This window comes from Enterobacter sp. GER_MD16_1505_Eko_090, assembly GCF_003331015.1.
GTDB classification, from domain to species: Bacteria; Pseudomonadota; Gammaproteobacteria; order Enterobacterales; family Enterobacteriaceae; genus Enterobacter; species Enterobacter roggenkampii.
On record NZ_PUQF01000010.1, the window covers coordinates 114,627 to 138,450 of the forward strand.

At 58.4% G+C, this 23,824-nt stretch carries 23 protein-coding genes; 7 read left to right on the forward strand and 16 right to left on the reverse strand.

Translation table 11 applies throughout. From position 1 onward, the window contains the following. Position 1 precedes the first annotated feature (1 nt). Positions 2-907 carry a LysR family transcriptional regulator gene (locus tag C6A40_RS13150; protein ID WP_045333744.1) on the reverse strand — a complete coding sequence of 302 codons (906 nt, stop codon included), beginning with the start codon at positions 905-907 and terminating at the stop codon, positions 2-4. A gap of 117 nt (positions 908-1,024) precedes the next feature. On the opposite strand from C6A40_RS13150, the gene C6A40_RS13155 reads away from it, so the two are divergent. Then, positions 1,025-2,428, forward strand: a complete 1,404-nt coding sequence (locus C6A40_RS13155) for an MFS transporter (RefSeq protein ID WP_045333746.1) — start codon at positions 1,025-1,027, stop codon at positions 2,426-2,428. Positions 2,429-2,466: 38 nt separating this feature from the next. Here the strand turns inward: C6A40_RS13155 and C6A40_RS13160 are convergent, their stop codons facing one another. From C6A40_RS13160 to C6A40_RS13185, 6 genes are all read right to left on the reverse strand, one after another. Further along, a complete protein-coding gene (locus C6A40_RS13160; RefSeq protein WP_039025325.1) occupies positions 2,467-2,730 on the reverse strand; it encodes a hypothetical protein in 264 nt (87 codons plus the stop codon). Between the two features lie 21 nt (positions 2,731-2,751). Then, complete coding sequence (locus C6A40_RS13165; protein WP_032623151.1) at positions 2,752-3,186, reverse strand: hypothetical protein; 435 nt, start codon at positions 3,184-3,186, stop codon at positions 2,752-2,754. Then, a complete protein-coding gene (locus C6A40_RS13170; RefSeq protein ID WP_032623152.1) occupies positions 3,164-3,556 on the reverse strand; it encodes a polymorphic toxin type 44 domain-containing protein in 393 nt (130 codons plus the stop codon). The genes C6A40_RS13165 and C6A40_RS13170 overlap by 23 nt, the downstream gene beginning before the upstream one ends. 228 nt (positions 3,557-3,784) lie before the next feature. After that, positions 3,785-4,780: a DUF2891 domain-containing protein gene (locus tag C6A40_RS13175; RefSeq protein WP_045333751.1), complete on the reverse strand. Its 996-nt coding sequence runs from the start codon at positions 4,778-4,780 to the stop codon at positions 3,785-3,787. A 9-nt stretch (positions 4,781-4,789) separates the two neighbouring features. Then, a complete protein-coding gene (locus C6A40_RS13180; RefSeq protein WP_021240144.1) occupies positions 4,790-5,776 on the reverse strand; it encodes a DUF979 domain-containing protein in 987 nt (328 codons plus the stop codon). Next, complete coding sequence (locus tag C6A40_RS13185; protein ID WP_021240145.1) at positions 5,773-6,495, reverse strand: DUF969 domain-containing protein; 723 nt, start codon at positions 6,493-6,495, stop codon at positions 5,773-5,775. Before C6A40_RS13185 ends, C6A40_RS13180 begins: the two co-directional genes overlap by 4 nt. Positions 6,496-6,695: 200 nt before the next feature. Between C6A40_RS13185 and C6A40_RS13190 the strand changes: the two genes are divergently transcribed. Continuing rightward, positions 6,696-7,241, forward strand: coding sequence for a winged helix DNA-binding protein (locus C6A40_RS13190; RefSeq protein ID WP_021240146.1), 546 nt, complete (start codon positions 6,696-6,698; stop codon positions 7,239-7,241). Here C6A40_RS13190 and glgX read toward each other — a convergent pair whose 3' ends face one another. The 3 genes from glgX to treZ are packed head-to-tail and all read right to left on the reverse strand — an operon-like array spanning position 7,242 to position 13,585. After that, positions 7,242-9,317 (reverse strand): glycogen debranching protein GlgX, encoded by a 2,076-nt coding sequence (gene glgX, locus C6A40_RS13195; RefSeq protein WP_045333752.1) that lies wholly within the window; start codon positions 9,315-9,317, stop codon positions 7,242-7,244. It lies immediately after the preceding gene. 15 nt (positions 9,318-9,332) lie between these two features. Then, positions 9,333-11,801 carry a malto-oligosyltrehalose synthase gene (treY, locus tag C6A40_RS13200; RefSeq protein ID WP_045333753.1) on the reverse strand — a complete coding sequence of 823 codons (2,469 nt, stop codon included), beginning with the start codon at positions 11,799-11,801 and terminating at the stop codon, positions 9,333-9,335. Next, positions 11,798-13,585 carry a malto-oligosyltrehalose trehalohydrolase gene (gene treZ, locus C6A40_RS13205; protein ID WP_045333755.1) on the reverse strand — a complete coding sequence of 596 codons (1,788 nt, stop codon included), beginning with the start codon at positions 13,583-13,585 and terminating at the stop codon, positions 11,798-11,800. The genes treY and treZ overlap by 4 nt, the downstream gene beginning before the upstream one ends. Positions 13,586-13,717: 132 nt before the next feature. Here treZ and C6A40_RS13210 point away from each other — a divergent pair, with 132 nt between their 5' ends. The 4 genes from C6A40_RS13210 (at position 13,718) to C6A40_RS13225 (ending at position 17,136) form a co-directional block, all read left to right on the forward strand. Further along, positions 13,718-14,245, forward strand: coding sequence for a GNAT family N-acetyltransferase (locus C6A40_RS13210; protein WP_045333757.1), 528 nt, complete (start codon positions 13,718-13,720; stop codon positions 14,243-14,245). A 99-nt stretch (positions 14,246-14,344) separates the two neighbouring features. Further along, on the forward strand, positions 14,345-15,094 hold the full coding sequence (locus tag C6A40_RS13215; RefSeq protein ID WP_205735878.1) for a 5'-nucleotidase, lipoprotein e(P4) family: 750 nt from the start codon (positions 14,345-14,347) through the stop codon (positions 15,092-15,094). Between the two features lie 142 nt (positions 15,095-15,236). Then, positions 15,237-16,223 carry an MBL fold metallo-hydrolase gene (locus tag C6A40_RS13220; protein WP_058657391.1) on the forward strand — a complete coding sequence of 329 codons (987 nt, stop codon included), beginning with the start codon at positions 15,237-15,239 and terminating at the stop codon, positions 16,221-16,223. Position 16,224: 1 nt separating this feature from the next. Then, positions 16,225-17,136 carry a LysR family transcriptional regulator gene (locus C6A40_RS13225; protein ID WP_045333761.1) on the forward strand — a complete coding sequence of 304 codons (912 nt, stop codon included), beginning with the start codon at positions 16,225-16,227 and terminating at the stop codon, positions 17,134-17,136. On the opposite strand, the gene C6A40_RS13230 is transcribed toward C6A40_RS13225, so the two are convergent. Further along, positions 17,127-18,011: a LysR substrate-binding domain-containing protein gene (locus tag C6A40_RS13230; RefSeq protein WP_008501665.1), complete on the reverse strand. Its 885-nt coding sequence runs from the start codon at positions 18,009-18,011 to the stop codon at positions 17,127-17,129. The genes C6A40_RS13225 and C6A40_RS13230 overlap by 10 nt on opposite strands. Before the next feature lie 113 nt (positions 18,012-18,124). On the opposite strand from C6A40_RS13230, the gene C6A40_RS13235 reads away from it, so the two are divergent. Further along, entirely contained in the window at positions 18,125-19,615 is a 1,491-nt protein-coding gene (locus tag C6A40_RS13235) for a UbiD family decarboxylase (protein WP_045333762.1), read from the forward strand. A 25-nt stretch (positions 19,616-19,640) separates the two neighbouring features. On the opposite strand, the gene C6A40_RS13240 is transcribed toward C6A40_RS13235, so the two are convergent. Genes C6A40_RS13240 through opgC form a run of 5 tightly spaced genes read right to left on the reverse strand, consistent with a single transcriptional unit; the run spans position 19,641 to position 23,747 of the window. Further along, on the reverse strand, positions 19,641-20,066 hold the full coding sequence (locus tag C6A40_RS13240; protein ID WP_021240154.1) for an ATP-binding protein: 426 nt from the start codon (positions 20,064-20,066) through the stop codon (positions 19,641-19,643). Beyond that, positions 20,067-20,405: an STAS domain-containing protein gene (locus C6A40_RS13245; RefSeq protein ID WP_023292380.1), complete on the reverse strand. Its 339-nt coding sequence runs from the start codon at positions 20,403-20,405 to the stop codon at positions 20,067-20,069. Then, positions 20,395-21,609 (reverse strand): PP2C family protein-serine/threonine phosphatase, encoded by a 1,215-nt coding sequence (locus tag C6A40_RS13250; protein WP_023327505.1) that lies wholly within the window; start codon positions 21,607-21,609, stop codon positions 20,395-20,397. The genes C6A40_RS13245 and C6A40_RS13250 overlap by 11 nt, the downstream gene beginning before the upstream one ends. Positions 21,610-21,618: 9 nt before the next feature. After that, a complete protein-coding gene (locus C6A40_RS13255) occupies positions 21,619-22,518 on the reverse strand; it encodes a hypothetical protein (RefSeq protein WP_008501670.1) in 900 nt (299 codons plus the stop codon). A gap of 11 nt (positions 22,519-22,529) precedes the next feature. Continuing rightward, complete coding sequence (gene opgC, locus C6A40_RS13260; RefSeq protein WP_023327506.1) at positions 22,530-23,747, reverse strand: OpgC domain-containing protein; 1,218 nt, start codon at positions 23,745-23,747, stop codon at positions 22,530-22,532. Positions 23,748-23,824 lie beyond the last annotated feature (77 nt).

Here is a 23,824-nt window from a genome sequence, read left to right on the forward strand (position 1 = left end):
GTCAGCAAACCGCGCGGCACACTTCAAGGACCTTTTCCCTGAGCCAGCGATGCGCCGGATCCCGTTCCATGCGCGGATGCCACATCTGGGATACCGTAATAGTGCGGGTCTTAAAGGGCAGTTCAAAGACGTGCACGCGCTCGGTCATCGCCTGATTAAGGAGGTACAACGCCGGTACCATAGCAATCAGGTCGGAGGCCAGCGCTACGGATAACGCCGTCGGGAATCCAGGCACCACGCTGGCGATCTTTCGTTTCATCCCCCGCTCCGCCAGCGCGTCGTCCACAGACCCGTGTAACGCCCCATCAGGCGACGCCACCACATGGCCCCAGGCAACATAATCGTCAAGGCTGACCTCAGGCTGTGAAGACAGCGGATGTCCCTTGCGCACCGCGCCAACAAACCGATCCTGAAAGAGCCTTTGCAGCCGTATTTCAGGCCCCATGTTGCTCTGCACGCCGATCTCCAGGTCGACAAGCCCCTCCCGTAAATAGCGCGACGTTTTTTCAGGTTTGGGAGCGAAGCGGATGCAGACCCCGGGCGCAACGCTCGCCACCGCGGCTATGAGCATGGGTCCAAACGCCACGACAAAACCGTCGTTGGCCCGAATAGTGAACAGCCGTTCGAGGCTTTCCACCTTCAGCGTGTCGGTGGAGGGTTGCAGCACCGCCCTCGCCTCGTGCACGGCGCTTCTGGCGCGGTCCCGGGTGGCTTCGGCCCAGGGCGTCAGCACCATATGACGCCCGGCCCGCACCAGAATAGGATCGCCGGTCACCTCCCGCAGCCGGCTCAGGGTGCGGCTCATGGCGGAGGTGCTCAGGTTTAAACGTCGCGCCGCGCCCGCCACGCTGGCTTCGGCCAGCAAAACGTCGAGCGCAACCAGAAGGTTAAAGTCAGGATCGGACACGATGGCTCCTCAGATAAGGCGTTATATGCAACGATTAAGTGCAAATGCTGCGTCTTCCGCCCTGTATAGCGCATGATTATAGTTTCGTCATCACTATTCTTATCCGGAGTAACGACGATGACGCTATTTACCAACCAGCCCGGCGATGAAGGTTTACCCGGGCATGAACGCGCCCGGGTCCTGGCCGCCGTCATGACCACCACGTTGATGGGCGTCTTTGACGGCACCATGATCAACATCGCGCTCCCCTCCATGGCTAGAACGATGCAGGTCCCCGCGAACGTTGCGGTCTGGTTCGCTAACGGTTATCTGCTGTCAGCGGCGATGACGCTGGCTATTTTCGCCGCGCTGGCGGCCCGCGTGGGCTATCGCCCGGTCTTTCTGAGCGGGCTTGCCACCTTTACGCTCACCTCGCTCGGCTGCGCGCTGGCAACAACGCCGGAAATATTAACCGGGATGCGAATTCTGCAGGGCATCGGCGGGGCGGCGACCCTGAGTATTGCTCCGGCGATCCTGCGGTCCGTTTTTCCGGGCCGACTGCTGGGCCGCATTCTGGGGCTGCACGCCCTGCTTATCGCCTCCAGCACGGCGATCGCCCCGGTACTCGGCGGAACAATACTGGACGCACTGAGCTGGCAATGGCTGTTCGCCATTAACCTCATTCCGGGCAGCATCGCCCTGCTGCTGGCGTGGCGAGCCTTGCCGCGGGAATCGGTTGCTGACAGACCGCCCTTTGATGCACCGGGTGCCGTGCTCTCCGCCGTCCTGTTAGGTTCCGCGATCATGCTGGCCGACAGCCTTCAGCACGTGGCGCAACACGTTAGTCTGCAGGCCGTCTGCTGGAGCGTTCTCGTGCTGGTTAGCGCCCTCGCCTTTACCTGGCGGATTCGGCGCGCGCAACATCCGTTACTGCCGCCGGTGATGTTCAAAAACGGGCGCTTCACCCTCGCCGCGCTGACCTCGCTGGCCTCGTTTGTCAGCCAGGGGATCACGTTTGTCGCGCTGCCGTTCCTGTTTCAGAGCGTGTATGGCTACAGCCCGGTGGTGTCGGCGCTGCTGTTTACCCCATGGCCGATTGGCATCGTGCTGATCGCGCCGCACGCGGGTCGCTGGGCGGATACGATCTCCGCGCCGCTCATCTCGACCCTCGGGCTGATGGTTTTTGTCGGCGGGCTGGTCCTGCTGGCCACGTTGCCGGAGAATCCTTCCGTGTGGAATATCTGCCTGCGCAGTCTGGTCTGCGGGATGGGATTTGGCTGCTTCCAGAGTCCCAATAATCGGGAAATGCTCGCTAACGTGGCGCGGGAACATGCCAGCTATGCCTCCGGCGTGTTGTCGATCGTCAGAACATTCGGCCAGTGTCTCGGCGCCGCCGTGGTGGGGGTTCTGCTGGGAGCGGCGGCAGGATGGGACCATCAACATGCTATCCAGGTTGCACTGTGGTTAGCCGTCATCGCCTCGACGGGTTCGGTGGTATTTAGCCTGAGCAGGCTGCGCCCTGCGGTTCGGGCATCCGCGTAAATTGTTGCAGCGCCTCTCGGCGCTGCTCGTTTTTACGCCTACGCTGCAGGGCGTTCGTTCCACGCATCAGTGTACTGAATATTTCCGTCCAGAATTTTCCATGTGATTTTTGCATATCGCAAAGATACATTTTCCATGTGACCAGTACCGGGACAATCTCTTGTATCATCATCTGTTGGAATGCTCAGGTTATGAATCAGATCTCTGAGCTCTATACTTCCTTCACGGTCTGCAACATCAGAACCGCCACGGATCATTGCTCCGCCATCGTCTTTCAAAAAGAGGTGTACTGGTACAGCCATTTCTATAACTCCTTATGTTAATTAATCTCTTATTCCATTGGCTATGAGGTTAATTACAGGCATGATCGCTACACCATCTGCATAGAACAGATCAGAATTAGTGAATGAATAAACCTTGCCGGTGATTTTTACATTTACCGTGTTCCCATAAGCTGAAGCAGTAACATTGCTTGTATTGGCTTCAAGGAATGGTGACCGATCTTCAAGGGCTTTCATAATGTTCCCGCTGTTGTCTTTATCTAAATAGAAGCGGTAAACATCCGACACCGTAGCGCCTCCATCATCATACTTAGTTATGTACAGTGTGACGGAATCAGAGAGTTTCTGTTTGCTGACAAAACTATCGTGAGAAGGTGCGTTAAAAGAGTATTGATATGTCAGAAACCCACAAACAACGAGCAATAGAATCGTTGTGAGTAAGCAATGAAGCCGTTTAATAACCGTATTTCTTTGCATATTCTATACCTTGCCTTATCCAAAACTGATCGTGAGGATCATCCCCATAAGGCGGTTTTTGATACCAGTGCCCCCATTTCTTTTTGGAGGTTTTAGCTCTTTCCTGCGCCCATCCAGCACCCATCAGTAGCGTTTCTGAGGGTATCCCGGCAGCATAGCCAGCCGAACCATAATTGAAGTTCCCAAAATTTGCTAACTCCGGGTGTCCTTGCTTGTAATCCCACGGCCCCTTATTTCTTACTTTTTGATAAAACCAAAGATAGGTCGTAGGGATAGCCATGTTTCTACTCATACCATGCGCTCTTGCAATCCTCATGTTTGCCAACACAAGTGCGATTCCTTCTTTAGGCAACAAAGGTATAACAGCCATATTAACCATCCATCCACTGTGGGTATGTGGCCGCGTATCGTACACTTTTGCGATGGTAAAAAAGATATCTGTTTCCAGAGAAATGACGGAAAAATATCCGACTAAGGTATTAATCGCATTAAAAATCAAAGAAATGTAGGCTGCGCCCTGCGCGGCCTCCAGGCAAGCGTTGCACAATGTAGGCCGGGTAAGCGCAGCGCCACCCGGCAAGAAAGACGGCGCGTTTGTTTACTCCAGCGCCAGCAGCGCAAAGCTCGCCAGCCAGTGCCCGCCGCTGTAGTGGCTGCCAACAACATGCCCGACGCTGGCGGCCAGATGTTTCGTCACCGCCTCGCGCAATGCCGGTTGCGCCGGGTGGCTGGCAGGAAGCGCTTTAGCTATGTGCTTCATACACCACGCGCGGCTAAGGTTTAACCCGTCCAGATGGGCAATTTTCGGGTCGGTACGATCGCTCACTTCCGCCGGGTTCATCAGTGCCGTAACGGCGCCCACCTCCGGCAGAAACGCGTCAAACCAGGCCGGGAAGTCTTCCGACACCTTGCTCATCAGCAGCGCCTCCGTCAGCGCGCCGGAAATATACTCGTCTCCGCCGGGCTCATAATGAGCCGGATAGCGCGTGTCGGCGAGATAAAACCGCTCAGCCGCCGCCAGAATTGCCTGCTCAAGCGCCTTGTCGCCCACTGCGCGACCATAATCCAGCGCCAGCGCGAGGGAAAACGCGGTGTTGTAGTGCGTCCCGACGCGGATCGGATAGGTGAGCTTGCCGAGGTAATCCACCAGCCGGTTGCGAATGTCCTGGGTTAACGGCTCCAGCGTCTGGTACCAGCCTGCGGCCTGCGGCAGCGACGACTGTTTCAGCTCCTGGGCCAGCGCCAGCAGCCAGCCGTAGCCATACGGCCGCTCAAACGAGGCGCGGAACGGCGCGGTAAAATAGGCCAGCTCCTTCGCCACGTTCTCTTCGGTCAGGTGCTCGTCAAAAAGCGCGACGATCGCGTCCCGGCACGGTAATTCTGGATAGAGGCGCACGCAGCGCAGCAGCAGCCAGTAGCCGTGCACCGCCGAGTGCCAGTCAAAACAGCCGTAGAAAATGGGATGCAGCTCGCGCGGCGGCAGCACGTCACCATCATCATTCAGCAGGTGCATGATGTGGTTCGGGTATTCCTGGCGCAAATAGGTCAAAGGCATGCGGGCAAACGCGTCGGCCTGATGTTGCGTTAATTCCATGACAGCTCCTTAGCGAAACACGAGGAAGTACATTAAGAACACGTTCACCACCAGCAGGGTTAACGCGGTCGGGATCTGGATCTTGATCACCTGATATTTGTCTTTCAGCTCCAGCAGCGCGGCGGGAACGATATTGAAGTTCGCGGCCATCGGCGTCATCAGCGTGCCGCAGTAGCCTGCGTACATGCCAATTGCCAGCAGCGGCGCCGGGTTGCCGTGATGCACGTTGATCAGAAACGGCAAGGCGATCCCCGCGCTAAGCACCGGGAAGGCCGCAAACGCATTCCCCATAATCATGGTAAACAGCGCCATCCCCACGCAGTAAATCACCACCAGCATGAAGCGGTTATCCGGGTTCACAAACAGGCTCACCACCTTCTGCACCGAGTCACCCGTGTTGGCCACCACGAACACGCCGCCGAGCATGGCCAGCATCTGCGGCAGGATCACCGCCCAGCCGATGGTATCGACAAGACGACGGGACTGACGAACGGCATGGAGCGGCGTGCCTTTGGTCAGCCACCAGCCGGTGAGGATCGCCGCGACGCAGGCCACGCACAGCGCCGCCAGGGTGAGCTGTTTCTGATCGAGCAGAAACACGCCGCCGACCGAAACGCCCTTCAGGAATAACGTGCCCAGCACCGTCACCACCGGGATCATCAGCGCCGGCAGGAACAGCCAGTTTTTAAGCCGATTTGACGATGCGACGCGCTCCTCCTCGGTGGACATTTTATAGTGCCCTTTCCCGACGAGGCCAAACCCCGCCAGCAGCGCGATAACGATAACGCCGCCGCCGATAATCCGGTACGCCAGCGATTTCCCCAGCTCCTGAACCATCAGATCGCCGAACAGGAAGATCCCGCCAAACAAGAACCAGAACAGCGCGGTGGTAAAGCGCTTCGGGTTGGCGCGATCGCGCAGGGTCATGACAACCAGCAGCATTACGACAAAGCCGATCAGGTAGTACACGCGGTTAATGGTGATAAGCGTCATCATTGCGCGGCCTCCTGCGTACCCTGCTCTGCCCGCCAGGCCATCACGTCGCGACGGATGCTCGCATCGAGGCGCAGCAGGCGCGTCATATGAATAATTAATGCCGCAATGGCGGTGGGAATGGCCCACAGGCCGATATGCAGCGGTTCAATGCCCGGAATACCGTTCTCTTTCAGGAACGCGTCGATCAGCAGCACCGCCCCGAAGGCAATAAAGATATCTTCCCCAAAGAAGACCGCGATGTTGTCGCACGCGGCGGCGTGGGCTTTGATTTTGTCGCGAATATGCTGCGGCAGTTCGCCGTATTCGTTCAGCGCCGCCCCTTCGGCCATCGGTGCCAGCAGCGGGCGCACCGTCTGGGCATGGCCGCCCAGCGACATCAGTCCCAGCGCGGCGGTGCCTTCACGGGCGACAAAGTAAAGCATCAGAATACGCGCCGAGGTGGCGCTGGCGATCTTCGCCACCCAGGCCTGGGCGCGCTCCTTAAGCCCGTAATATTCCAGCAGACCAATCACGGGCAGGATCAGGATAAAGGTGGCCAGCGATCGGCTATTGACGAACTTCTCGCCAAAGGTCTCCAGCAGCATCCCGAAATCCATCCCGACCAGCAGACCCGTCGCCAGCCCCGCCACCACGACCACCAGCAGCGGGTTGAAGCGCAGTGCAAAACCAATAACCACGATCGGTATCCCGATCAGCGGCAGCAGCGTAGTACCGTCCATAACGTTTACCCTATCGAAAGTGAGCGTTGCGCGCCGACGGCTATTTTTTTAATTTGCGGCGAGCGATGTTGTGTTTTGTTGGCAGGCTTCGCAAAACCTGCGCTAAAAAGCTATATCTGAACCTCAAAAACATGTAAACAAATTATCAATAAAATGTTCTTATTTTATCGATGAGTTTACATTTCTGGCTAAGGAACGTTATGACCTCAGAAAAGAGTGCTTCACCCGATCGCGACGATATCAACGAGGGCCGGATCGTCTCTTCCCGCCATCTGGTATCCGAGCGCTGCGCGGAGTTATCAGAGCTGGAATATGCGCTGATCATGACCGGCAACGCCTTTAACAAATGGATGGTGCGCTGCATGACGGCTGCCGGCGAGCCCGATATGGGCGCCTTTGACGTTTCGCTGCTGCATCACGTCAACCACCGAGACCGCAAAAAAAAGCTGGCCGATATCTGCTTCGTCCTCAACGTGGAAGACACCCACGTGGTGACCTATGCGCTGAAAAAGCTGGTCAAAGCGGGCTACGTGACGAGCGAGAAAGCGGGAAAAGAGCTCTTTTTCTCTACAACGGAGGAAGGGAAAGCGCTGTGCATGAAATACCGGGACGTGCGGGAGGCGTGTCTGATTGCGATCCACGCGGAGAGCGGCATTGCCGGGAAGTCGATTGGCGAGACCGCGCAGCTGTTACGCACGATCTCCTCCCTGTATGACACCGCCGCACGGGCGGCGGCGTCACTGTAACTAAGGACGGCGGAACAGCGTAATGCTCCGTCCGGCAAGCGCGTACTCAACGGTTTCGGTGATCGCTGTCCCGGTGGCGGCATCATCCGCCGTAGACAGCTCCAGCACCCATCCCCCTTCGCCAAACTGCGGGATCTGGAACGGCACGGTGCCTTCAAACGGATTGAACAGCATCAGCACGTCGTGCCAGATGCCGTCCTCCTGCTGAAGATCCGGCCTGCTGATGGAGACCCCGAGCGTTGAGCCTTCATCCCACTGCTCGGCCTGCTGCGGACCGCCTCCGGCATTGAACCAGCGGATCTCCAGCCCGTCACGCCAGCTTTCACGGCGCAGCAGCGGCTGTTGCGCGCGAAGGGCAATGAGACGACGGGTAAACTCGCGCAGCGCGGCGTCGTTTTCGGAGAGCCCCTTCCAGTCGATCCACGAGATCTCACTGTCCTGGCAGTAGCCGTTGTTGTTCCCCTTCTGCGTGCGGCCAAACTCGTCCCCCGCCAGCAGCATCGGCGTGCCGTGGGAGAACAGCAGCGTGGTCAGGAAATTACGCTTCTGCCGTTCGCGGGTAGCAATAATATCCGGGTTCTCGGTTGGCCCTTCCTCGCCGTAGTTGTACGAGCGGTTATCGTTATGCCCGTCGTTATTGTCCTCGCCGTTGTCGGCGTTGTGCTTCTCGTTGTACGACACCAGGTCATTCAGCGTAAAGCCGTCGTGGGCGGTGATAAAGTTGACGCTGGCCCACGGGCGACGCCCACGCAGATCGTACAGATCGCCGGAGCCGAGAAGCCGCGCGGCAAAGTCCGTGGAGACGTTGTCCCCCTTCCAGTACTCGCGAACGGTGTCGCGGTATTTGTCGTTCCACTCCCCCCAGCCCGGCGGGAATCCGCCCACCTGATAGCCGCCGGGGCCGATATCCCAGGGTTCACCAATCAGCTTCTGTCGGGATAAGACCGGATCCTGGGTCATGGCGTCGAAGAAACCGCCGCGCGGGTCAAACCCTTCGGGCTCGCGGCCCAGGATCGTCCCGAGGTCGAAACGAAAACCGTCTATGTGCATTGATTCCGCCCAGTAGCGCAGGGAATCCATCACCATCTGCAACACGCGCGGGTGCGAGGTGTTGACCGTGTTTCCCGTCCCGGTGTCGTTTATGTAGTACCGGTGCTGGTCGGGCAGCGTGCGGTAATAGCTGTAGTTGTCAATCCCCTTAAACGAGAGCGTCGGGCCAAGCTCGTTCCCTTCCGCCGTGTGGTTGTACACCACGTCCAGAATGACCTCGATGCCCGCGTCATGATAGGCGCGCACCATATCGCGAAAGCCCTGGATCCCTGCCGGGCCGTAGTAGCGCGACGCCGGAGCAAAAAAGCCCAGCGTGTTATAGCCCCAGAAGTTCTTCAGGCCGCGGTCGAGCAGGTGCTGGTCGTCCGGGAACCAGTGAACCGGCAGCAGCTCCACCGAGGTAATGCCCAGGCTTTTGATATAGTCGACCGAGGCTTTGTGCCCCATCCCCTCAAACGTGCCGCGCAGCTCGGGCGGTATGGCCGGGTTCATCTGGGTAAACCCCTTCACGTGGCTCTCATAGACAACGGTATGCGGCCAGGGGACGTTCGGCCGGTTGTTGTCCTGCCAGTCAAAGGCGTTCGGGTCGATAACCCTGCATTTCGGCGTAAACGGCGCGCTGTCGCGGGTATCAAAGCTCAAATCCAGCTCGTCATGCCCCAGCGCATAGCCGAAATGGGCGTCGTTCCAGTCGATGTCACCCACCAGTTCGCGAGCGTAAGGGTCGATGAGCAGCTTATGCGGGTTAAAGCGATGACCATTTTCCGGGTCGTAGGGGCCGTAGACGCGATAGCCGTACAGCGCGCCCGGCTTCAGGTCAGGCACATAGCCGTGCCAGATCTCATGGGTATACTCCGGCAGCTCCAGCCGGGCGATTTCCGTTTTCCCGGATGGGTCAAACAGACAGAGCTCCACTCGTTCAGCGTGCGCGGAGAACAGCGCGAAGTTAACGCCCTTCCCGTCATAATTCGCCCCCAACTGCTGGCCATGACCGGCCCGAATTTCAAACGTTGTATCCTTTGCCATTTTCGTTCTCCACGATTATTCGCAGGTAAGCAGAACCAGTACACATCCCTTTTCTGACGTTAAATCCAGCGTCTTTTGCAGAATGCGGCTCTCACCGCTGAACAGATCCCGATAGCGCTTCCCGGCCAGTTCGTCGGGTATCGCCACCGTGGTATTGACCCACAGCTGATGATTATCCGTGATGCCAAAAACCAGACGCGGCACGGCGACAATCAGCGCCTCCTCGTCCTTAACGCGCGCATAAACAATCAGGTTCTCCTCCCGCTCGCCGGTGACCTTAAGCGGCAGCCAGTCGCCGTAGCGGAAAAGCGCGTCGTAGTGCGGTCGAAGCCGCAGCAGCGTGGCGGTAACAAACTGTTTGACCCGTCCGTCCCGCCAGCAGGCCGGGTTGTCAAACACCCCGGCATCCGCCGCGCTGAGGTGTTGCACCAGGGCCGGAAAGTCCGGCTCGCGTCGGTTATCCGGGTCGACCAGGCTGAAGTTAAGCGCCTCGCTGCCCTGATAGATATCCGGCACGCCGGGCGCCGTCAGCTTGATCGCCGTCTGGCTGAGGCTGTTCATCAGCCCGGCGCGAATAAAGGGCTGCATCGCCTCGCTGAAATCGTGCAGGAACAGGGTGTTGTCCGGCGAAAGCAGGTGCCGCGCGTAGCTCAACACCACGCTCTCATAGCTCTCGTTGCTGTCAATCCAGTCGGTACGCTGTTTCGCCTCGCGCAGCGCTTTTTCGAGGAAGCCGAGGAACCGCGTTTCGAGTGCTTTAAGCCCTTCAGCGTCGTCCGGTGACAGCGTGGCGGGCCAGACGCCCGCCAGCGCCTGGTAGATCATCCACGTATCGGCGGCGTTCGGCGCGGTACCGTCATTGAGAAAACGCACCTGGGTCTGGTTCATCTGCCGCCAGCGGGCCAGATTTTCCCCCCAGCGTTCCGGGGCTTCCGTCAGGGTGTAAAGGCGCGCCCGGGCATCTTCCCCGCGCTTGGTATCGTGCGTGGAGGTGCCCAGCAGCGCGTCGGGCTGACGGGCCAGACGAATGCGCATCTCCTGGTGGAAGCGGGATAAGGAAAACGCGCGCGGCGTCGGGTCGGCCCCCACTTCATTGAGCGCAAGCTCAAGGTTGTGGCGAAAGAACAGCGTGTCTTCAACGGACTTCGCCATCAGCGGCCCGGTCAGCTGCTGGAAGCGGGTCCTGAACAGCGCGGCGCTCTCGCGGCATGCGTCCGGCAGGTCGCCGGTAAGAATGCGCACGAGCAGGCTGAGCGCGGCTTCAGACGTCTCCACGCTGGCAACCACGCGGTTGAGCAGCGTCACGTCCGGCGGGGTTAACCCCTCGCGAGTGCCGTAGGTGCGGTAGACCGGAAACGCAATAAGCAGCTCGCGCAGCGCGTGGCGGATATCCTCGCGCGGCAGCGCAACCTCATTGCGGCGGGCCAGATCCTCAGCAAGGTTTAGCAGCGTGGTGAATTCACCCTCGAAATTGCGATCGGTCATCAGGCCTTTGGCATCGCGCAGCTCCGCGTGGCGATCGACCGTCACGCCGAGCGTTTCGTCGTGGATTGTCTCCAGGCGCGACAGGCTATCATCATCGACCAGCACCTCCGCCAGCGAGGCGATAAACTCGTAGCCGGTGGTGCCGGATACCGGCCAGTCAGCGGGGAGCTGTTCCCCTTTGGCGAGAATCTTTTCGACCGTGATGTAGCAGTCGGGCCCGGCGGCCTGCCGCAGCTTCTGCAAATAACCCAGCGGATCCGCCAGACCGTCGACATGGTCAATGCGCAGGCCGTCCACCACGCCCGCGTGGACCAGCTCAAGGATCAGCCGGTGCGTATCGTCGAAGACCGCATCATCTTCAACCCGGACGCCGACCAGCCCGGTGATCTCAAAGAAGCGCCGCCACGAGAGCTGCTTCGGCGCCTCCCGCCAGGACATCAGCCGCCAGCTTTGCGCCTCGTGCAGTTCTGCAATGCTTTTCTCCTCGCTGTACGTGCCCGGGTTGAGCGGATACTCGGCGTCATAGTAGACCAGGGCGGCCTTTTTCGTGACAGGGTCACGTTTCAAGGTGATGGCACCCTTCTCCAGCTCCGCCTCAAAGGTATCGCCAAGAAACGGCAGCGTCAGCGGCCTCGACCCGTCGATATCAAAATAGCGGAAATAGCGGCTTTGCTGGCCATATTCAATCACGTCACGCCACCAGAGGTTTTCCAGCGAGGTGGACATATGGTTAGGGACGATATCCAGAATCAGCCCCATACCGGCCTGCTTAAGCGCCGCGGCCATGCGGTCAAAGCCTTCTCGTCCGCCAATCGCGGGGTCGATTTCATTCGGGTTGGTCACGTCATAGCCGTGGGTAGACCCCGTCGTGGCAGTGAACACGGGCGACGCGTAAAGGTGGCTGATGCCGAGGTCCTTCATATACGGCACCAGCGCCACAACGCGGTCGAAGGTCATGCCGTTACGGAACTGAATACGGTACGTGGCGGAAGGGATCATAACGATGCTTCTCCATCAGCAAAGCGAACGACAATACCGTTCGGGGGTAAAACGTCGTTGACCTCCGGCCAGGCGAAGCGCGTCTCCCCCGCGAGCGCGGGCAGGTCGACGGGCTTCGTTCCAATATTCAGCGCCAGAGAAAGCGTGCCTGACGGGAAGCGCCAGCTCACCGCCACCATGCCGGGCGCGGTCTTGAGCACACGGCCCTCAACGGCGCCGCCCGGATGCAGAAGCGGAACGATATAGCGATGGCGCAGCGTCAACAGATGGCGCGTATAGCGCAGCCACGTTTTGCCCTCGTCGGTGGCGATTTTGTTCCAGTCGAGCTTTGAGCGGATAAACGTGTTCACGTCGTTCGGGTCCGGGACGGTTTCATCGTGCCCGGCATGGCCGCTAAACTCTTTCGCGCGCCCTTCCCGCACCGCCTTTGCCAGTTCGCCGTGAAAATCGGTGAAGAACAGGAACGGATGCGTTTCACCAAACTCCTCGCCCATAAACAGCAGCGGGATATGGGGGGAAAGCAGCAGCGCGGCAAGCAGCACCCGCGTCTTGTCGGCACCCGCCAGGGAGATAAGCCGTTCGCCCTGGGCGCGATTGCCGGTCTGATCGTGGTTTTGGATGAAATCGACGAAGAACTGCGGCGGCTGCGTGCGGCACTCCACGCCGCGGGATTCGCCGGTTTGCAGAGAAATCTCGCCCTGGTAGACAAAGCCTTCCGCCAGCGCCCGGGCGAACTTTTTCTCCGGCTCAAAGGCAAAGTCCTGGTAGTAGGCGTGCGTCTCACCGGTGGCAAACACGTGGGCAGCGTTGTGAAAATCATCGTTCCACTCGCCGGTAAACAGCGGCGTGTGGCCCTGTTCATCGCGCGGATGCAGAAAAATCACGTTGCGGCTGTCTTCCGTGGTCAGGTGAACGTGCCGGTGCGGGATCGCCTCGCGAATTTTTGCGGCAATCTCCTCGAGAATGTGCGTCCCGGAGCTGTCTTTAATCTGGTCGATGGCATCAAAGCGCAGGCCGTCCAGACGGTACTCCGTCAGCCAGTAGAGCGGTGCGTCGGTGATGTACTGCCTCACCGGCTCGCGCTCGTAAGCGATGCCGTTGCCCCAGGGCGTCATCCGCTGTGCATCGAAAAACGCGGGCGACAGCAGAGGCAGATAGTTCCCCTCCGGGCCGAAGTGGTTGAGCACGATATCCAGCACCACGGAAAGCCCCAGCCCGTGCGCGGCGTCGATAAACGCGTGGAAATCCTCCGGCGTGCCGTACGCAGAGTGCGGGGCATACAGCAGCACCCCGTCGTACCCCCAGCCGCGGGAACCGCCAAACTGGGAGACGGGCATGACTTCAAGCTGGGTAATCCCCAGCTCCGCCAGATACGGCAGCTTGTCGATCGCCGCCCGGAAGGTGCCCTCCGGGGTAAACGTGCCGATGTGCAGTTCGTAAATGATCGTCTCTTCCCACGGCCGCCCTGCCCAGTCGCGGTTGACCGGCTGGTAACGTCGGGGATCGATCACGACCGAGGGGCCGTTAACGTCGCCCTTTTGCGCCCGCGAGGCGGGATCGGGCACCGCCGTGCCGTCCTGAAGAACAAACTGATATTCTGCACCGTGCCTGACGCCGGGGACGTCCGCCTGAAACCATCCGTCGCCGGTTGCCGTCATCGGCACGTCGGTGGCGGCAAGACGTAGCGTAAGTTCTTTCTGTCCTTCTGCCCAGACGCGAAAACGTACAACGTCATCGGAAATAAACTCAGCACCCCACTGCTTTTGAAATGTCCTGAATTCCATTCATTGTCCTCGAATGACCCACATTTTACGCGGAACGAAGTACAAGCTTAGTTCAGGATTAAAAGTGCGTGAGCTCAGCGGATTTAACCGCTTCGTCTATTCTTTATGAAATAACTCACTAACGGGAATACTATGCAGATTCGAAAAGGACTCAATACCGACTTCGCACGCCTTGAATGCTGTGACTTTTCTTTCACCATTAGCCACATTGCCCGGGAGCCGTTTATCCACTGTGATTTGCATATTGAAGCCGTGGCAGAGCCGTGGATAAAAACCTACGAACTCGACATTCAAACGCTTGAAAATCACTGCGTTAATCCGGACGCCATATTTCTTGTCGCGGAAACGGACGACGGTGAAATAGCCGGATTTATTACCGCGTCAGTCGGCTGGAATAAATTTATTTCAGTGGATTATATTGCCGTTGAGCGCACCAAACGCAGAACCGGCGCCGCGCATAAATTAATGGCCGCCGCGCACGTGTGGGCCCGCAGCGTAAACGCGCCGGGATTACGGCTTGAAACACAAAATGTGAACGTCTCTGCCTGCCTGTTTTACCGTCACTATGGATTTACCCTGGGCGGATACGATCGTTATCACTACAACGCCCTACCGGAAAAAGACGAGGTCGCTCTGTTCTGGTATTACATGCTGGTCTAGCGGAAACACATTGCCACATCACGGTCATATTTCTGTCACTGAATTTCATTACGCTTTCGGGATTTTAACCACGGTGTTGAGGAAAGAAGTGTGAATTCAATGGCTAAGGCATTACTGCTGGCATTACCGGTTTTGAGTGCAGCGGCAGCGGCGACGGCCGCGGAGCACGACCTGTGTGAACCGAAAGCGTACGAAATGGCGCTGCGCTATCAGCAGAAATCGGCAGAGATTATGGCCCTTCAGCTGCAAACCTATCGGTTTGCCACCGAGCGTTTTAACGAAAAGTTAAAGGATCTGAAAACGCCCGAAAATTACGCCGTGGTAATGGACCTGGATGAAACGGTACTGGATAACACCCCTCTGCTTGTGCGCGACATGGAGCAGTGTCACGACTATACGAAATGGGACACCTGGAGCGACTGGGAGAAACAGGGAAAACCCGGCTTAATTCCGGGGGCGAAAGCGTTTCTTGACCACGTGAATCAAAGCAAGGTCCGCATCTACTATGTCTCGGATCGTATGCAGGAAAACAAAGCCGACACGCTGAAGACGTTAAACGCTCTCGGCCTGCCGCAGGTATCTGACGAAAGCGTGCTGCTGGATACGGTCAGCAAGGAAGAGCGCCGTCAGAGCATCCTCAAAAAGCAGCAGATCGTGATGCTGTTCGGCGACAGCCTGCCGGATTTCGCCGTGCAGTTTAAAAACAAAAAGCCGAGCGAACAGCAGCGTGATCTGGTTGAGGCCAGCGCGGAACACTTCGGCAACGACTGGATTGTGCTGCCTAATGCCGCTTATGGCTCATGGTCCAAAGCCACGCCGGACAGCTGGAACGCGCCGCTGAAAAAATAATGTCTTACGGGCCGGGAAAGCTATCGCGCGCCTTCCCGGCCCTTCGGTTTCCTATCCATCCCGTTTATAGGTCCTATCATTTCTGGGCAGGTTCTTATAATTTTACGGAGCAGTAAGATGAGCACTTTCAAAGGAGACTCGTATGCTTACCGTGAAAAAACTTGCTCTTTCCACGCTGATTTCCAGTTCACTGCTTTTCTACCCTGCGCTCCAGGCCTCTGCAGAAACGCCGCAGCACGTCGTTAAACAACCGGCGGGCGGTTACAGCGTGCAGGTCGGCGACGTGCTTGTCACCTCGTTTACCGACGGGACCGTCGCGCAGGATCTGCACAAGCTGCTGCGCCGGACAACGCCGCAAAACATTGATGCGCTGCTCGCGAAAAACTTTCAGACCAACCCGGCTGAGGTCTCCATCAACGCGTTTCTGATTGCGATACCCGGACATAAAATCCTGGTGGATACCGGCTCGGGCCAGCTCTTTGGTCCTGATACCGGCGGACGTCTGGTTGAGAGCCTCGCTACGCAGGGAATAAAACCCGAGGACATCACTGAAGTCCTGCTGACCCACGCCCACTCCGATCATGCGGGCGGCCTGGTGAAAGACGGCAAGGTGGTGTTCAGCAACGCGCGCGTTTTCGTTGGCAAACCGGACATCGACTTTTTCTTTAACGACGACAATCAGAAGAAAACCGGCTACGGCAAGAACTACTTCGACGTCGCGCAGAAGACCTTAAAACCCTACCTTGACGCGGGGAAAGTGGTGCCGTTTAGCGGCACATCGGAGATTCTTCCGGGGCTTACCGGCACGGTTCATCCCGGACACACGCCGGGTTCAGCCTTCTACACCCTGACAAGCAAAGGCGAGAAGATCACCTTTGTCGGCGACATCATTCACGCCGCGGCGGTCCAGTTCCCGCAGCCTGCGGTGACCATCACCTACGATGAAGATGAGAACAAAGCGGCAAGCGTACGCGAGCATGCGTTCGCTGACTTTGTGAAAAATAAAGACCTCATTGCCGCGCCCCATCTGCCTTTCCCGGGCATCGGCTATGTGACGAAAGGCGAGAAAGGCGGCTATGCCTGGATCCCTGTGACCTATACCAACCGGGACGCCAGCAGCGCGAAATAAGATGACGCGGATATCTGACATGGACATAGACCTGCTCCTGACGCTGGACGCCCTGCTTCAGGACAGGAACATCACCCATGCGGCCGCGCGGCTGGGCATCAGCCAGCCCGCGTTATCCGCTCGTCTCGCGCGTCTGCGCACGCTGTTTGGCGAACCGCTGTTTATCCCCTCCCCGCATGGACGCGGGGTGTTACCCACGCCGCGCGCGGAAGCGCTCAGGCCGCAGGTGACAGGCGTGCTGCGCGGCATCAGCGCGATGTTTGCGCCCACCGCGTTTGACGCGCAAACCAGCAGCCGGACATTTGTCATCGCGCTGCATGAAAACCCGGCGCTGATGCTCGGCACCGCGCTGCTTAACCAGGTGGGTACCGATGCTCCCGGTATTCGCCTGCGCTTCGCCCTGCCCGAGATGGCTGACCTGCCGCAGCAGCTGGAGAACGGCGATGTGGATCTCTACATCGGCGTGAGCGCGGGCGCTCATGACGGCTGGGTGAGGCGCAAACTCCTCGACGACGCGTTTGCCACCGCCCAGCGTAAAGGCCATCCGCGCGGAACGGGTGCGTTAGATCTGGAAAGCTACTGCGCGCTTTCCCATCTGGTGGTGTCGTCAGTGGGAGATCCGTTTACTGGATTTGTCGACCAAACTCTTGCCGGGCTGGGCTATCAGCGACACGTCGCCATGTCCACCCAGAGCTACGCCATGGCGCCGCCGCTGGTTGCCGGTACCGACCTGGTCTGTACCCTGCCGGAACGGATGCTGCGACGGTTCGCCAGCACGCTGGATATTTTTCCACCGCCGCTGCCGCTCCAGCCGATTACCATCAACATGTACTGGCACCCGAAAAACAGCCAGGATCCGGCGAATGCCTGGCTGCGCGAGCAGCTCCTGCGGGCCGCCGGACGTCAGGTGTGATCGAGGGTAACCAGAAACTTTTTAAGCACTTCTGAGCGTATAATCCGGTGGCAAACCAGGGTGAGTTCGCTCTCCCGCAGCCGGTCGAGGATGTCCACGTAGACGACGTTCTCGACGCTCACCGCCTTTGCCGACGCGGGAAGCAGCGCCAGCCCAAACCCTGCCGAAACCAGGCTGATGACCGTGGGCACGTCGGTCGCGTTTTGCACCACGTCCGGCTGAAAGCCCGCCCCGCTGCAGGCGTCATAGAAGTACTGCTCCAGCCCCATTCCCTCCGGGTCGCGCAGGGAGATCCATTTTTCGTCTTTCACCGACGAAAGCGTCAGCGCGGCGGACCCGGCCAGCGGATGCTGACGATACAGCGCCAGCACCGTTTTCTCCGAGGCGAACGGGCGGCTTTGCAGATCGTCCGGCAGCGACGGCAGCGGCGCGCGGATGATGGCCACATCCAGCTGGTTGCTCTGCACGGCGGCGTAGAGCGTCTGCACGTTTCCCGTCATCAGCGACATGGTAATGGCGGGCCAGCGGCTGTGCATCTGGCGCAGCGCAGCGGGCAGCCTGCCGTCAAACATCGCGCTCGACACGCACCCGAGGTTTAACACACCCTGCTCGCCCCGTGCCGTTTGTCTGGCGTCCAGCACCGCCTGTTCGGTCAGCGAGATGGCAAGCCGGGCTTTCACGAGAAATGCTTCGCCCGCGGGCGTCAGGGTCAAGCGGCGGTTCGCCCGGCTGAAAAGCGTGACGCCTAAGCGTTCTTCCAGGGCCTTTATCTGCTGGCTCAGCGCCGGCTGCGCCATGTTCAGACGCTCGGCGGCCCGGTGCATATGGAGCTCTTCGGCCACGACGATGAAGTGGCGCATCTGGCGAAACTGCACGAGACGACCTCCTGAATTGATATGAATTTACTTATCAATTTAACAGTAATGATGCAATTGATGCTATTGGTCATTGCCATAAAAATGGAGGTATTCAACCGAGGGAGGAAAATATGGAAAACCAGATTAACGATCTCCGCAGCGCCATCGCCTTACTGCAGCGCCACGAAGGGCAGTACATTGAAACCGATCGTCCGGTCGACCCCAACGCGGAGCTGGCAGGCGTCTACCGCCATATTGGCGCAGGCGGCACGGTCAAACGTCCGACCCGCACGGGCCCGGCGATGATGTTCAACAGCGTGAAGGGCTATCCGCACTCCCGCATCCTGGTGGGCATGCACGCCAGCCGCGAGCGCGCGGCGCTCCTTCTGGGCTGCGAGCCCTCTGAACTGGCAAAACACGTCGGCCAGGCGGTGAAAAAGCCGGTTGCGCCGGTTGTCGTTCCGGCCTCGCAGGCCCCCTGCCAGGAGCAGGTCTTCTACGCTGACGATCCTGACTTCGACCTTCGCAAGTTGCTGCCGGCCCCAACCAACACGCCGATTGATGCGGGTCCGTTCTTCTGTCTGGGGCTGGTGCTGGCAAGCGATCCGGAAGACAGCTCGCTGACGGATGTCACCATCCACCGCCTCTGCGTTCAGGAGCGCGACGAGCTTTCCATGTTCCTTGCCGCCGGGCGCCATATCGAAGTCTTCCGCAAAAAAGCGGAGGAGGCAGGAAAACCGCTGCCGGTGACGATCAACATGGGTCTCGACCCCGCCATCTACATCGGCGCGTGCTTTGAGGCCCCTACCACGCCGTTTGGCTACAACGAGCTGGGCGTCGCCGGGGCGCTGCGCCAGCAGCCGGTTGAGCTGGTACAGGGCGTGGCGGTCAAAGAGAAAGCCATCGCGCGGGCGGAGATCATCATCGAAGGTGAACTGCTGCCGGGCGTGCGCGTGAGAGAGGATCAGCACACCAATACCGGCCACGCGATGCCGGAGTTCCCGGGCTACTGCGGCGAGGCGAATCCCTCCCTGCCGGTGATCAAAGTGAAAGCCGTGACCATGCGAAACCACGCGATCCTGCAGACGCTGGTGGGACCAGGGGAAGAACATACCACGCTGGCCGGACTGCCGACCGAGGCCAGCATCCGCAATGCCGTAGAGGAGGCTATTCCGGGCTTCCTGCAAAACGTCTATGCCCATACCGCGGGCGGCGGCAAGTTCCTCGGGATATTGCAGGTGAAAAAACGCCAGCCGTCAGACGAAGGACGTCAGGGCCAGGCGGCGCTTATCGCCTTAGCCACCTATTCGGAGCTGAAGAACATTATTCTGGTCGACGAAGACGTGGATATCTTCGACAGCGACGACATCCTGTGGGCGATGACCACCCGCATGCAGGGCGATGTGAGCATCACCAATATTCCTGGGATCCGCGGCCACCAACTGGATCCGTCCCAATCGCCGGATTACAGCACCTCGATTCGCGGCAACGGCATTTCCTGCAAGACGATCTTCGACTGCACGGTGCCGTGGGCGCTGAAGGACCGCTTCGAACGGGCGCCGTTTATGGCGGTTGACCCACGCCCGTGGGCGCCAGAGCTGTTTGCTGACAACACGAAATAGAAACAGCACGCGTATGGCCCGCAGGTCATACGCTGATTTTCTTTTCAAGCGTGGCAATATTTTCACCCGCCGCTCGCTCCACCGAGAAACGATCGACGCTCAGCAAAATGAGCATCAGCCCCCTGCCGCTCTCCAGCAGCGGCGAGATTTCACAAAAACGGTCTCGCCTGGCGGCCTCAAGCCGCGCCAGCGGGAACGCGTCGCCCGCGTCGGTAAAAACAATGCAGACGTCGCTGTCGCGGATATCGAAGCGTACGCTGAATGTGCGCGAGGCATCCTCATGCAGCGCGTGGCGGATGATATTCGTCGCCACCTCACAGACGGCGAGATCGAGCGCGAAACGCCACTCGTCATCTACGGGAAGCGCGCTCAGCCGCGCTTCCAGCCAGCCGGCCAGCGGCGTCAGGGAACCGAGCACCGCCGGAAATTCTGCCTGCACCGGCGTCTGCATCTACTGCCCCAGCTGCGCAAGCGCGCTGCTTTTGTCCGGATAGATGCGGAATATGCGGTCCATGCGGGTCAGGGTGAACATGTTCATGATCCCAGGGTTGAGGGAGCACAGCGCCATGTCGCCTTTCCCGTTCATCAGCTTAAACAACGACACCAGCATTCCCAGCCCGCTGCTGTCGATAAAATCCACTTTGCTGAAGTCGACAATCAAAGCCTTGCGATCGTCGCCAATTTCTTCCGTCACGGACGCTTTAAACGTCGCGGCAACGGAGGCATCCAGCCGCCGGACTGCGGGCGTGAGAATGTTGGCATGCGGTAGTCGTTCAGTGTTAATAATCATTCTGTTCTCCCTGACGCTCGATCACGAGCAGTGAAACGTCATCGGTTAAGGCGGTCGGTTCATCACGATTTGCGTTGCGCCAGCCGGTCAGGTGGTCACCGAACCGCGCCAGGAGCTGGTCAACCGGAAGTCGCGCATGGTCATGAAGCCAGCGTTCGAGACGCTGCGGGCCAAACTGCTCGCCGCTGACGTTCTCACACTCCGTAATACCGTCACTGAATAAGCATAAACGATCCCCCGGATTGAGGGTAAACGCGACGTCCTCCCAGCTGAGGTCAGGCATCAGCCCCACCGGCGGGCCGCCATTGCCCACGGACGTGACGGCGCTGTCTGCGTTCACAATGACGGGAGTAGGATGCCCGGCCTGACACAACACCCCTCGTCCGCTCTCGGGATCGATCACCCCGTAGATAATGGTGAAATAGCTGGTAATGTCGCTCTCTTCACTGCAAAAGCGGCTGTTCAGGATTCCGATCACCTCCGCAGGCGACTGAATGCCGCCCTGATCGGTAAACAAAAAACGGTCTACCACCCGGCCATGTAAGAACTGACGCGCCACCGCGAGGGACATCATCGCGGCCCCCACGCCGTGACCGGACACATCCACGCAATAGAACCCAATGTGAGAATCGAGTGGAAAAATATTGAACACATCGCCTGAGACCCACGCAGACGGCAAGAAAAGCCAGTCGGAAAAGTAGTTCCCAAAGCGTAAGCGGTGCGAAGGCAGCACGGAGTGCTGAACGCGCGCCGCGAGTTCAAGATCCTGTTCAATCTGATGCAACGCTTCACTCAGGCGTTTGTTGTGCGCCGCGAGGGTCGCTTCCAGCGTTAAAATACGGACCCCGGCGTGCAGACGCGCCCGCAGTTCATCCTGCTCGACCGGCTTGCTTAAAAAATCATCGGCTCCGGCATCAAAGCCCTGCGTTAAATCCCCGGCATTTTCGCGTGCCGTGAGCAGAATGACATAGACGTAGTGGCCAAACTGACGGTTGCGGATGGTCTGACAGAGCGTGAGTCCGTCCATTTCCGGCATGTCCCAGTCGCTTATCACCATGCTGATCGGCTGGCTGGACAGTATTTCCAGCGCGGCGACGCCATTTTCCGCCTCGCTCACGATATACCCCCACTGGGTGAGCATCCGGGAGAGTAACCGACGATAAATCAGCGAATCTTCAACGATTAACACGTGCAGCGCCGACATACATCCCTCCTAAAGCGGTAAGAACCAGATGAGGCTCACGGTCCCTTCCCTGAATTTTGCATTCCCGTTGCCGTGCCCCGGATAGCGCGTTCCCGCATAGTTCGCGTACTGGATGGAGAACGAACCCGGCGTATAGCCGGCATAACCGAAGCTGTAGCTGTAATCGCCGTTCCAGGGCTGCTGCTGGCTGCTGTCCGGGAACCAGAATGCCGTCGCGCGAACGAAGAAATGTTGTTTGAAGGTGTAGCCGCAGCCGCCGAGCATGACGTTTTTATTTTTGCGGATGTCATCGCTGCTGAGGTCGTAGTAGCGCGGCACCCAGCTGTACCCGACCTGGCAAATGATGGAATCCCCTTTATTAATCAGGAGCGTGTTTTCGACCGGTTTCGGTAGCGAAAACTTGTAGGCCAGCGTGAAGGCGCCCTGTTCGAAATAGGTGTGTCGTCGGCTGCCCGATGTCCAGAAATGGTTATCGCCGTAGTTGCTGTAAACCAGACTGACGGTGTTGGCGTGCCAGTCATCGTAGCCGAAGCTGTAGCGAAAATCGGCGGTGTAGCGGCTGGTGTCTCTGACCGGCAGTCGGGACGTAATGTTGGCAAACCAGAAGCTGTAGGGGGAATACTGAAGGCTGAGATTCAGCGTCTGGTTAATCTTTTTCTTTTCCGTGGCGGTGTCTGAACTGTTAGGAATGCTCATCCACTGCTCTTTCAGTCCCGAGCTAAAGCTCAGCGCACCTGAGAATTTCTTGTCGTTACCCGAGAACAGGCGCCCCCAGCGGCTGGTAAAGACGCCAGCCTGAACAGGTTCACCGTTCTTATCGCGCAGGGATTCATTTTCACTGCTTTTCGCCGCCTCTGCGGCGGGGATCGCGGCGAGCAGCACGCCCGCCAGAAGCCATTTTTCGCGCATAACCGCCATCCTTAGTTAGGTATCCAGCGTGCGCCGACGTCGTATTTTGCCATCAGCCACAAAATACCCAGTGCCGCCGCATGCACTAACGTGTTCTCTATCCAGGCATGTCGCCATAAGTCGAAGGTGATGAACTGGCTCACCAGCAGCACCACGTACACATGCAAAATAAAGGTATAAAGCGAGTGCTGGCCGAGCGGGATCAGGAACCATCCCAGCAGGCGATTGAGCGGCGTCCAGCAATACGTCAGCACCAGGTAGACGGTGACCATCAGGGCAATATCGTTTAACACCCTCACCGGGCCCAGCCCGTTCTTCGCCGCCCAGGTGTGATAAAACGAATTGAAGCTGTCAGGCGGGATGACGTGCATCAGCAGCGCGGGCGGCATAAACGGGTTGGTATGGTTCTGGGCGACAAATCCCAGCACCAGCGACACCATGACCAGCGCCACTACCACCCCTTTCCCCGGAGGCGTCCGGGCGAAAGAGAGCAGTTCGGCTTTATACCAGCCGCTGGCCATGCCCAGCACAAAGATGAACTGCCAGGCGAGCAGCGGGAAGGCAAATTCGAATTCCGACGGCGTCAGCCGAAGCGGCCAGCGCTGCCACAGGCTGTACACCAGCAGCGACAGCCCCAGCAGCCACCAGACTTTTCCTTTCTGTAGCATCCCCAAAAATAGCGGGCTGAGTAGCAGCAAAAAGATATACAGCCCCAGAATTTGCGTCTGATGGGGGCCAATCTGCAAATAGAGGATAATGTTGAACCAGGTCTCTTTTATTTGCGGCGTAACCGGATAAAGCGACCAGCTTTCACCCGAAAAACGGTCGGTAAAATGGGTGACCTCGAAAACGTTAATATGTGGGATATAGGCCAGAAGAATAAACGACACTATGATAATGATATTTACACGATATATTTTCCATGCCCTAAGATAAAGCCCCCAGGAAACCGTGAGCAAAACCACTTTTTGCAGACGCGCGCGGTTCAGCATGCCAAGCATAAACCCCGAGAGAATAACAAAACCTTCTGCACCGGTTGTTAACCCAAAACGCTCCCAGGAGAATATATTAAATACCGACATCACCTCCGTATGCGCCACGACCATCATGACGAGGGCAATGCCGCGCATAAAGTCGATTCTCAGGTCCCTGGCACCTGCAACGGCATACCGCCATGCTGTTGATTTAGCGTCATCTTCTTGCGCTACCGACGGCGCAACATGGCTCATAGGGTGTCCTTTGCCTGAAAACGAAAATTAAGGTCTAAATAAAGTAGATAGCCTAAAGGAATAGTAACCGCAATTTA